At 61.9% G+C, this 10,942-nt stretch carries 6 protein-coding genes and 1 tRNA gene; 2 read left to right on the top strand and 5 right to left on the bottom strand.

Annotated elements, in window-relative coordinates; translation table 11 throughout:
* A partial coding sequence (locus MOV75_RS14015; RefSeq protein ID WP_247006004.1) for a lytic transglycosylase domain-containing protein occupies positions 1-841 on the top strand: 841 nt, incomplete at its 5' end.
* Between the two features lie 455 nt (positions 842-1,296).
* On the opposite strand, the gene MOV75_RS14010 is transcribed toward MOV75_RS14015, so the two are convergent.
* Both MOV75_RS14010 and MOV75_RS14005 read right to left on the bottom strand, forming a co-directional pair.
* Positions 1,297-2,907, bottom strand: coding sequence for a porin (locus MOV75_RS14010; protein ID WP_246924340.1), 1,611 nt, complete (start codon positions 2,905-2,907; stop codon positions 1,297-1,299).
* A 629-nt stretch (positions 2,908-3,536) separates the two neighbouring features.
* On the bottom strand, positions 3,537-6,152 hold the full coding sequence (locus tag MOV75_RS14005) for a tetratricopeptide repeat protein (RefSeq protein WP_246924343.1): 2,616 nt from the start codon (positions 6,150-6,152) through the stop codon (positions 3,537-3,539).
* A 570-nt stretch (positions 6,153-6,722) separates the two neighbouring features.
* Here MOV75_RS14005 and MOV75_RS14000 point away from each other — a divergent pair.
* A tRNA-Ser gene (locus MOV75_RS14000) sits at positions 6,723-6,815 on the top strand.
* Positions 6,816-7,260: 445 nt separating this feature from the next.
* Here the strand turns inward: MOV75_RS14000 and MOV75_RS13995 are convergent.
* From MOV75_RS13995 to MOV75_RS13985, 3 genes are all read right to left on the bottom strand, one after another.
* The gene (locus MOV75_RS13995; protein WP_246924347.1) at positions 7,261-7,527 is read right to left on the bottom strand and encodes a hypothetical protein; all 267 of its coding nucleotides are present in this window, start codon (positions 7,525-7,527) and stop codon (positions 7,261-7,263) included.
* A 1,682-nt stretch (positions 7,528-9,209) separates the two neighbouring features.
* On the bottom strand, positions 9,210-10,694 hold the full coding sequence (gene gatB, locus MOV75_RS13990) for an Asp-tRNA(Asn)/Glu-tRNA(Gln) amidotransferase subunit GatB (RefSeq protein WP_246924351.1): 1,485 nt from the start codon (positions 10,692-10,694) through the stop codon (positions 9,210-9,212).
* The coding region (locus MOV75_RS13985) for a hypothetical protein (RefSeq protein WP_247006002.1) at positions 10,691-10,942 on the bottom strand (252 nt) is incomplete at its 5' end. The genes gatB and MOV75_RS13985, both read right to left, overlap by 4 nt.

Below are 10,942 nucleotides of genomic sequence, written 5' to 3'. Positions count from 1 at the left end.
GGCTGCCGAACAATCGACCAGCTATTACGGCCAGCTCGCACGCGCAAAGCTCGGCCTGCCCCAGATCGAGCTCAACAGTCAGCCGCGCGGGCGCGGCGCCGACCGGCTGGAGATCGTGCGCGCCGCGCATTTGCTCTACGAGCTCGACGAGCGCGAGATGGCGATACCTCTGCTCGCTGACATGGGCGAAAACGGCGATCCCGAAGCGCTTGCCGGTCTCGGCGAGCTGACCCAGCGCTACAGCGACGCGCGCGGCATGCTGCTGCTCGGCAAGGCCGCGCTCAACCGCGGCCTGCCCTTCGACTTCTACGCCTACCCCGTCAACGGCATTCCGCAATTCACGCCGATCGGCCCCGAGGTCGAGCGCAGCATCGTCTACGCGATCGCGCGGCAGGAAAGCGCGTTCAACCCCTCGGTGGTCTCGCCGGCACAAGCCTATGGGCTGATGCAGGTGACGCCGGACGCCGCGCGCTATGTCTGCAAGCGGCACGGCGCGACTTACGATCTGGGTCGGCTGAAGAACGATTCGGTCTACAACGCCACGCTCGGCTCGGCCGAGCTCGGCGGACTGCTCGAGGATTACCGCGGCTCCTACATCATGACCTTTGCCGCCTACAATGCCGGCCGCGGCAGCGTGAAGAAGTGGATCGACCGCTACGGCGATCCGCGCGACCCCAAGGTGGACGCGGTCGACTGGGTCGAGCTGATTCCGTTCTCCGAGACGCGCAACTACGTGCAGCGGATCATGGAGAACCTTCAGGTCTACCGCGCCCGCTTCGGCGGCGGCTCGCGCTTGCAGATCGAGGCCGACTTGCGCCGCGGCACCGCAAGCGTGGAGTAGCGATCCCCTCTTTCGATTCGCAGCCGCGAGCATGCGTGGCGAGCGCTGTCCCGGCAAGATCTGAGCCGCCGAAGCTATCCAGCGGGCGAAGTGCGGTCCTCGGGCGAGACCTTCCTCGACGCGCTCCTCGAGCGCTGCGCCAGCCGCGGTCAGATCGGCAAGCTCGCCGTTGCCCCGCCTGCGCGACGATGAAGGCGCCGGCCGCTACCGCTGCAAAGGCAGATCAACGAGGTGTTTGCACGGCCACCCTCGCCACGGCAGTTCTCCCCTGCGCGCCTCGATGGGGGGCAAGCGCGGAGACCGCTTTCCCACAACGGCTGCCATCAGATCGCAACGAAGGCCGATCAATGGAGAACGACGGGCCAACTTGCCCCATTGCGCAAAGCGAGCACGCGGCAAAAGAAAAGCCCCGGCGGTTTCCCGCCGGGGCTCTCTGTCAGGTCGTTAGACCGAACTTACCAGTTGCGCTGAGCGCGGAGGAGCAGAACGATCGTGTCCTGATCCTTGAGGTCGTAGGTCGCAGCCGGCTTGGCCGGGACGGCGATCGTAGCAGCCGGGGTCACCGTACCAGCGTACTTCTGGTCGAGGTGGGTCCAGGCAAGGTCAGCCGAGAACGTCAGGTTCTTGACCGGGGTCCAGCGGGTGATGATACCCAGCTGGGCGATCGCGAAGTCCGGGTTACACGAGGTCACGCCGGCGAAGCCAGCACCGAACACGCCACCACCAGCACCACCGGCGCCGCAGAGCGTGGTCTTAGCCAAGGTGCCGAACTGCGCCTGAGCGTAAGCACCGTAGATCGCGGTGTTCCAGTAGGGATCCCAGTTGTGGGTGTAAGCACCGCGGAAGCCCCAGGTCTTGACCGTCTCCTGCTGGCTGCCCGTGACGAACACGGTGTCCGGAGCGGTGGCGAAGCCGACGCTACCGTAGTTAGCCGAGCTCGTGGTGCCCCACATCGAGTAGGTGCCGCTCGCCAGGTTCTGGAAGTTGTAGCGAGACGCGCCGTCGGTGTAGACGCCCTGGATGTTGATCACGTCACCCGCACCGGTCGGGATGTTCTTGATCGACAGAGCGAGCTGAACGGCCCAACCCCACTTGTCGTCGGGGTGACCAGTGGCTTCGGACGCGCCGTAGTAGCCAACGTGGTTGTCGTGCGCAGCCACCGACGCCTGGAAGAGGCCCCAAGCCTGGTCGACACGCACCATACCAACGAGGTTCGGCGAACGCGAGCCGCCGATGGCGTTGGAGCCGTAGGCGCCACCCAGCATGCCAGCCGCCGTAGCGCCGGTCATGTTCAGGTTACCTGCCTGATAGTACTGGACCGCGTCTTCAGCCGAGAACGACGCCGTCACGCCCTGACCGAAGTCAGCGGTGTAGGTGAACTGGTTGACACCAGTGACCGTGCCGCTGCCGCCGACGAGGCTGTCGAAGTTGTTGCCGGGATAGTTGGTCCAGGGCGCGTCGAACTGCGACACGGCCTTACCCATGGTGAAGCCGGCGAACTGGATGAAGGCGTAGTACACGCCGAGCGAACCGCCCGAGGTGTTGCCATCGGTGCCGTTGACCGAGCCGGAGCCCGAACCGAACAGGCCCGTGCTGGTCGCGCCGGGGTTGGTGGCGGCAGCCAGCGTACCGCTGTAGGCGGTGGTGCCGGTGGCGCTGCCGGTGCCGACATAGTTGCCGGTGGTCCAGGAGAACACGCCGTCGAAGAAGGTACGGACGACGCCGTACTCGGTCGCGGTGCGCGTGTCGATGTTGAGATCTTCACGAGCGCGAGCGGTGTAGTAGTTCGTCAGACGGTTGCGTGCACCGTTGGCGCCCTGGCTCGAAATGTTCTGACCAGCGCCGAAGTCCGAATTGGTGCCCAGCGCGACTTCAGCGCGCAGGTAACCGCCCAGCTTGATGCAGGTGTCGGTGCCCGGGATGTAGTAGAATCCGGCACCGTACAGGGAGCAGATCTTCACGTATTCGACCGCTTTGGCCTTCACGGGGAGATCGGCTGCCTGTGCTCCGCCAACGGCGATCAGACCCGCCGCTGAACCGAGCAAAAGGCTCTTAACCAACTTCATGTTAAACCTCCAAGTTTGCTCTATAGGGAAGGTTCCGGATCCGCTGGGTGAAACACCCTAAGGTTGGTTCCCTTGTCCCTTAACTCACCGCTTAGTCGCTTCGCGCCTTCGGACACACCCGCTGAACGCGAGGGACTTAAGCGAACCACCTAAAACGGGACGACCTTGGGATGCCCCCCTCCGTCGCTCAGTCACAATTACCGAACGTCTTTGCACACACAACAACAGAACGCTCCGGAACGGGCCGATGACGTGTGTTTTCCGAAGGGTGTTGCACAAATAACACGCAGATGTGATCAGTCGACCGCGGCAACACACTGAATTCATTCAGTTATTTCTGTGGGTTCCATTTGCCGCGAACTTCCGGCCAATAGTCCCCCGTGAAGCGGTGAAGTCTGTTGCAGCTTGGGCGCGCCCGAATCGTTGCTTCCGCTTGAGGTTCAAGAATCGGCTGAGCTGGGGGAGCGAGGAACCCGGGGCACACGGAGATGCGGACGCGAGGTGCAAGCGAGATGCTCGGGGCACGCTGCAGGTTATAGGTTCCGCGCCGCCGTTGAGGACGATGGCGTTCGTCCTCCTCTGACCCAATCACGCGGTTCCGGATCGCGCGTTGCGGGGCAACCGCCTTCTCAACCGGCTGCGTGAACTTCGATGTGGTCTGGCGGCAGCCCGCCTTGGTGGCGTTGATACATCGCCTCGTAGGCAGCTTCCAGGCGCTTGGTATAGAGCGCCGCATCGAACAGCGACGCTCGCAGGCGGCCGTCCTGCAGCCTTTCGCGAATGACCTGCAGCTTTGGCCTATCGAGCGCCAAATCGATCGCCAGCGCTTCATACTCCTCACGCGTTCGCGTGATCAGTTCGGACAGGCCGACAGCGCTCAGCAAGCTCGCCGCGACGCGACCTGCGAAGCTATCACCGATTTGGGTCACGACCGGCAGGCCAGCGAACAAGGCATCACTGGCGGTCGTGTGCGCGTTGTAAGGCAACGTATCCAGGAAGAGATCGGCGAGGCGGTGACGCGCCAAATGCTCGGATGATGACGGAACGCGCTTTGCAAATATTAGGCGATCGGGGTCAATGCCTCGGCTCCTCGCTTGATTTCGCAGGTTGGACCTTGCGTTCTCCCCCACGTCGGACAACCACAAGACCGACTGGTCCACGCGCCTCAGAACATTCATCCAGCATCCAAAGACTGCCGGATTGAGCTTGTAGGCGTTGTTGAAACAGCAAAACACCATCCATTCCTGCCGCAGACCGTAATCGGCTCGCCTGAGGGGCGCCTCGCCGGTGATCACACCGTTGTCGCCGCGCGGCATGAAGCTGCCAGGCAAGCGCACGATCTTCTCTTCGAAGCATTGGCTGATTTGATCCGGCAACGCGACGTGATCGGCAATGATGTAGTCGGCGAGCGCCCTGCTCCCCAATGTTCCAGCAAATCCAAGATAATTGACGACAATCGGAGCCGGATTGGATGCGAACAAGGACAGCCTGGCATTCTGCGTATGGCCTGCAAGATCGACGAGAATGTCGATCTGTGCATCGTCGATCGCTTTCAGAATTTCACTGTCGAGCTTGTGCTGACAATCGATGAAGCGATGAAACGCTCTTTCCAGTCTCATGCGCAGATCGCCGCCATCGTCCGGACCGATCGAAAAGGCGTACGTCTCGAAGCGATCGGTATCGTGGTTCTCGAAGATGCCGGCTGTGAGATACCCGACCGGATGTTGGCCAAAATCGGGGGAAACATATCCGACTCGAATCTTGGCATGCCCGTGGATCTCCCCCCTTGAACTGGGTTTGGACAATTGCGGAAACTTGGCGGACGCCCATGCCCTGGCGCACCGCAGATGATCATCTGGATTGTCGGTCAACGACAGCAGCGCAAAGGGAGCGCTGTTGGCCTTCCCGGCCCGTAACGCCCCAGCCAAATGACCGATCTCGTCGTCCAGATTATCCCAATTGCACAAGCTCATTTTTGCAAAAAGGCGCAGCCCCTCGATGCCCTCCAGATCAGGATCAATCGAAAGCGCCTTGTCGTAGGCAGCAAATGCATCATCATAGCGCTTGAGCTCAGCGAAGACATTGCCCCGGCCAATCCACGCCCCTTCCAGGTCAGGCTTGATCAAGAGCGCCTGGTCATAGGCCGCAAGAGCCTCCTCATAGCGCTTGAGCCCCCAGGCAACATTGCCTCGACCGAGCCACGCTTCCGCGAGATCAGGCCTGATCGACAGCGCACGGTCGAACGCGGCGAACGCATCGTCTTGGCGCTTGAGCTCGTTGAGGACATTGCCCCGGCCAAGCCAGGCTTCCGCCAGATCAGGCCGGATCGACAGCGCACGGTCAAACGCAGCGGACGCTTCGTCGTAGCGCTTCAGGTCGAACGACACGTTGCCCCGACCAAGCCACGCAGTCTCCAGATCCGATCGGATCGACAGTGCGGTGTCGTAGGCAGCCGACGCTTGGTCATAGCGCTTCAGGCGCCAGAAGACATGGCCCTTGGCAACCCAAGCGCCCTCGAGATCGGGCTTGACGGACACCGCCTTGTCGTACGCAGCGAGCGCGTCGTCATGGCGTCCGAGATCGGCGAAGACGTCGCCACGGCCAACCCACGCATTCACGAAACCGGGGTTGATCGACAGCGCCTTGTCGTACGTGGCAAATGCATCGTCGTGGCGATCGAGATTTCGCAGAGCATTCCCTCGACCAAGCCACGCGTTCTCCAGATCGGGCCTGATCGACAATGCCTTGTCGTAGGCAACGACGGCCTCATCAAAGCGCTTCAGCTTTTCGAGGCAATTGCCTTTGCTTGCGTAGGCTTCGGCAAAGTTCGGATTGTAGACTGTCGCCTTGTCAAATTGGTCGATCGCTTCCGGATAGTTTCGCGCAACCTCGGCAAGTATCGAACCTCGATTATGGTACGAAAGCGGATTGCGCGGATTTACCGCCAATGCGCGCGTGAAACACGCAAGGGCCTCTTGTGGCCGGTTCAGGGATTTCAGCGCGTACCCGTAATTGCTGAGCGCCTCGTCGCTGCTTCCATTGAGAGCTACGGCCGCTCTGAGATGGACCTCGGCCTCGGCAAATTGCCCCTGGACGAGTTTCACGACGCCCAAGAGGTGCTCGACTTCAAATATGTTCCTAGACGATCTTGCGATCTGTTGCAGGATCTTTTCCGCTTTGATCAGATCACGGGCGTTGAAGGCATCGACAGCACGTCGAAATTTGGTCTGCAATTCACCTGCCAAGCCCATTCCTCCCTCAAGGATACCGCTCAATCTACCATCGGCGCCGGCCTGGCAAGATCGGCTGCGGCGGACGGCTGCAGGGACACGTGGGCGCCGGGGAACAAGAGGTTCCGATTGTCCTCCCGGACGGTTCGGGTGCGTGGGATACTCCGCTCCAGCGAGCGGCCCAGCCAGCTGATGGCGGAGGAGCCTTGCGCTGAGTCGACGTTCAAGGGCAGACAGGACAGCGGGCATGGGACACGACACGCCGCACAAAGCCAAAATAAATCAAATACTTAATAGTCCACGGCCGAGACGAGGACTTCGAGCCATCGACAACCTCCTCGCGACCAGGTCTGGTTTTTGACGTAGATTCAAATACTTGCATGAAAATGGCGGCCGTTCAGACGTGAAGGCCATCGTTCCTGCATATGCGAGACGTTCCAGGTCGGCACCTGTTCTCTCACTGCGCCAGCTGCGCGTTCGGAGAGAAAGCCGGATTTGTTTTCGAAAATCGCTGGGAATATTCGAGCGAAAACACACGCTTCCAAATTGACCGGCCCAAGCAATTAGATGCATAAGGCTCGCACCGGAGAGGTGGCCGAGTGGCTGAAGGCAACGCTTTGCTAAAGCGTCATACGGTCTCAAGCTGTATCGAGGGTTCGAATCCCTCCCTCTCCGCCACCCAGCGGCAGAATCACTCAAAGTCTGTGCGTTTCACCTGAAAGCGGTCGTGTGGCCGGCGCGAAAGCCTGGCGCAAGGATCGGCGCGGTGTGCTCGGCTCGATTCGCACCATCTTTATATATGTGCGTCCGCGTCTAGCGGTGGAACCGCCAGAACCGCCAGATCCGCCAGGGGCGAAGTCAGCACCGCTTCGTCGGTCCAGATGTTGAACCAGACGCCGGACCTCCCCCGGCACGGAAACGACCAGGGCAGAATCCCCGTCTTGTGCCGACGCCCGAGTTCCAGGTCGCACGCATCGGGAGCGATCTGAATCGGTAGCCATCGTCCGTTGGTGTCGGGGTCGCTCATGCCGCTCGGGCCTTATGTGGCGGCACGACGACGAAACTTGATTCAACGCAGCCGGGCCCACCCGTGCGAACACGGGTGTGGGCGCGTTTCCGAGGTTCAGTGGGCGGAAACCCACGCCCTCGCCTCACGCTGCGCGGCGGAGATCTCGACCTCCGACATCTGCCCGGCAACTTCCTGGCGCAGCGTCACGGCGTCCTTGCGGCCCTTCAGCGCGGCGAGGTTGAACCATTTGTGCGCGGCGACGAGATCGACGAGGCCCGCGCGGCCGCTCGCCCAATAAATCCCGCGCTCGAACAGCACGTCCGACAGCGCGCTCGCGTCGATCGGCGTTGCCGTCTCCATATCGAAAGTACCCTGAAACATCACGCATCCCCTTTTTTCTTGTGCCGCCTCGTTCCCCCGAGCGCGGCTCCCGTCCAGATATTGTTCAACTCATCCCCGTGCCGTTTGCCGGCTTGTTGGAGGCGATGATGGCGGGCAAATTTGAATGGCAGTTTAAGTATCGCGATGAAGCAGACGTAAACGCGAGCGCGCGAAGGGAGCGCGCGGAATGCGAAAAATCCCCGATTTGCAGGCACTTCTGCGATTCGTAAGATTCGGTTTACCCTGCGATTTTGGGAGAACGATAACCATTGCGCGCGGTGGCGCGTGCCCTGCGGCTTCCCAACCTCTGTCATCACCCGCGAAGGCGCAGAGCGATCGCCTTTGAAGACCGTCTGCGGCCATCCTTCGAGACGCCGCCTTTGGCGGCCATCAGGATGAGGAGGGAGTGTGCGGCGGCTGTTTCAACGGCACCGACGCCGCATAGCGTCATCCCGAGGAGACCGCCGGAAGCGATGTCTCGAAGGAGGAGGCGCGCGCTCAGGCGCCGCAAAGTCATATGCAATTGCCGTGCGCGATGGCGGGTGACCGGTATCCCGGAGGGAGCGGTGTCCGCCGAGAAGCTGCGGCGTACCGGAACGCCCGGTCGATGCCGGGCGATGACACCGCACACGTGGAACGACCCGCTGACTGCGGCAGCCACCCAGCATGCGCGCAGCCCTTCGCCTGCTCAATGGCAGCGCGGCCACGTCACGGTCAGATCAGCAATGTGGGAAAGGGATGCCGGCAATACCCCGGCCTCAGGAGAACGAGGGCGTCGGCGAACACGTCAGGACCAGATTTCACGTTGGCCCGAAGGCCTCTTGTGAAATTGCGGAGCCCCTTCCGGAGAACCGCACCGAACGAAGAAAACTCGTTTCTTCTGCCGGACCGTCAAAGCAAACGATCCGACCGTTGACCTGATGTCTCGCCGACACCCTCTATCGTCGATCAGAACCTCCAGGAGGTGCTGATGACGTGCCGGCTCTCTGGGAGCCGGCAACTTCAGAAGTCGAAGTTACTTCTTCTTCTTGGCGACCTTGCGGGTCTTCTTCGCAGTCTTCTTCACTGCGCTCTTCGCCTTCTTCGCCTTCGCCTTCTTCGCTTTCTTGGCCATGTTGCCCTCCGATGTGTGAGATGGCTTTAATCGCTGCATGCAGTCGGGGATCGAATGCACACTCATCCCGAATACACCAACACGACGAAAAAAACAGCTTCTCGCTTAAAGAAGTGTTGACGACGCAACGCGCGTGCGCTTGGCGAGCGCGATGCAAGCGCACTGCATGACGCGTTCGTGCGATCGCAGAGAGTGGCCGCGTCATCGGTGTTCGCCAGACTAGTGATTGCAGGAAAACACTATGCAGAAAGTATTTTCCTGCACTCACGCATTGCGCATGATCAACGCGACGATGCGTGTCGCGACGCGCGCGATCGCCTCGCAAGGGCGTTTCGCGGACTCTGAGTCGCGAGTTTTGGCAACGAAAATATTTTCATGCTTAACGCCGCGAGCGCTCGTCGGAGCGTGCGCGAGCCGCCGTTTTGCGCGAATCGCGTGACGGCGATTCGGTCGTCGCATCGCGTCTGATCGGGATGAAGTTCGCCGCCGAGGATGCGTGCGAGCGTCGCGCCGCGAACGGCAGGCGAGGTGACGGACACGCTCCGTCACCTCGTTCGAACGCGCGACGCTAGACGCCGAGCTTGGACTTGAGCAGGTCGTTGACGCTCTGCGGGTTGGCCTTGCCGCCGGACGCCTTCATCACCTGGCCGACGAACCAGCCGAGCGACTGCGGCTTGTCCTTCACCTGCGCGGCCTTGTCGGGATTGGCCGCGATGATGTCGTCGACCACCTTCTCGATCGCCGAGAGGTCGGTCACCTGCTTCATGCCGCGGCTTTCCACCAGTGCGCGGGGATCGCCGCCCTCCTGCCAGACGATCTCGAACAGATCCTTGGCGATCTTGCCGGAGATCGTGCCCTCGCCGATCAGGTCGATGATCGCAGCCAGCTGCTCGGCGTTGACGGGAGAGTCCGTAATATCCCGGCCTTCCTTGTTCAGACGACCGAACAGCTCGTTGATCACCCAGTTCGCCGCCATCTTGCCGTCGCGCGCACGGTTGGCGAGCCTGTCGAGCACGGTCTCGTAGAACACCGCGCTCTCGCGCTCGGCGACCAGCACGCTCGCATCGTAGGCCGACAGGCCGAGATCGGCGACGAAGCGCGTCTTCTTCTGGTCCGGCAGCTCCGGCAGCTCCGCCTTCAGCGCGTCGACGAACGCCTGGTTGAACTCGAGCGGCAGCAGGTCGGGATCGGGGAAGTAGCGGTAGTCATGCGCCTCTTCCTTGGAGCGCATCGAGCGGGTCTCGCCCTTGTTGGGGTCGTAGAGCCGCGTCTCCTGGTCGATGGCGCCGCCGTCCTCGAGGATCTCGATCTGGCGCCGGGCCTCGTACTCGATCGCCTGCCCGATGAAGGTGATCGAGTTCATGTTCTTGATCTCGCAGCGGGTGCCGAGCGGCCCGCCGGGCTTGCGCACCGAGACGTTGACGTCGGCCCGCAAGCTTCCCTTCTCCATGTCGCCGTCGCAGGTGCCGAGATAGCGCAGGATCGAGCGCAGCTTGGTCACATAGGCCTTGGCCTGCTCGGCATCGCGGATGTCAGGCTTGGATACGATCTCCATCAACGCCACGCCGCAGCGATTGAGGTCGACAAAGGACATGGTCGGCGACTGGTCATGCAGCAACTTGCCGGCATCCTGCTCCAGATGCAGCCGCTCGATACCGATGGTGGCGACCTTGCCGCCGTCCAGTTCGACGACGACGTCGCCCTCGCCGACGATCGGCGATTTGTACTGGCTGATCTGGTAGCCCTGCGGCGAGTCCGGATAGAAATAGTTCTTGCGGTCGAACACCGAGCGCAAATTGATCGCGGCGTTGAGACCGAGCCCGGTTCGGACAGCCTGCCTGACGCACTCCTCGTTGATGACAGGCAGCATGCCCGGCATCGCCGCGTCGACCAGCGAGACATGGCTGTTGGGCTCGCCGCCGAATTCGGTCGAGGCCCCGGAGAACAGTTTCGACTGCGAGGTGACTTGGGCATGCACCTCCATGCCGATCACGACTTCCCAATCGCCGGTCTGGCCCTTGATCAGTTTTCCCTGTCTGACTGACGCGTTCATGCTTTTCCATCCCCGAGCAGCGCGGAAACCATCCGCTCCCACTCCGCTTCCAATGAATCCTTCGCTGCGATCTGCCCAGCCTGGCGGTACCAGTAGCCGGCATTGCCGAGATCGCCTTCGACGCGGTGCAGGTACGCGTGCACCCAGGCCGCCTCGCGGCTGCTCTCGTCCTGAACGATCTTGTGCGCGCGGTCCCAGTCGCCCTTGGCGGCCCACCAGAGACCGGCGAGCGGCGCGTTCAGGTCCGG

The sequence above is a fragment of the Bradyrhizobium sp. PRIMUS42 genome (assembly GCF_023006515.1).
GTDB lineage: Bacteria > Pseudomonadota > Alphaproteobacteria > Rhizobiales > Xanthobacteraceae > Bradyrhizobium.
Note: the sequence above shows the minus strand (reverse complement) of the source record. Positions and strands in the feature narration are given on the sequence as shown.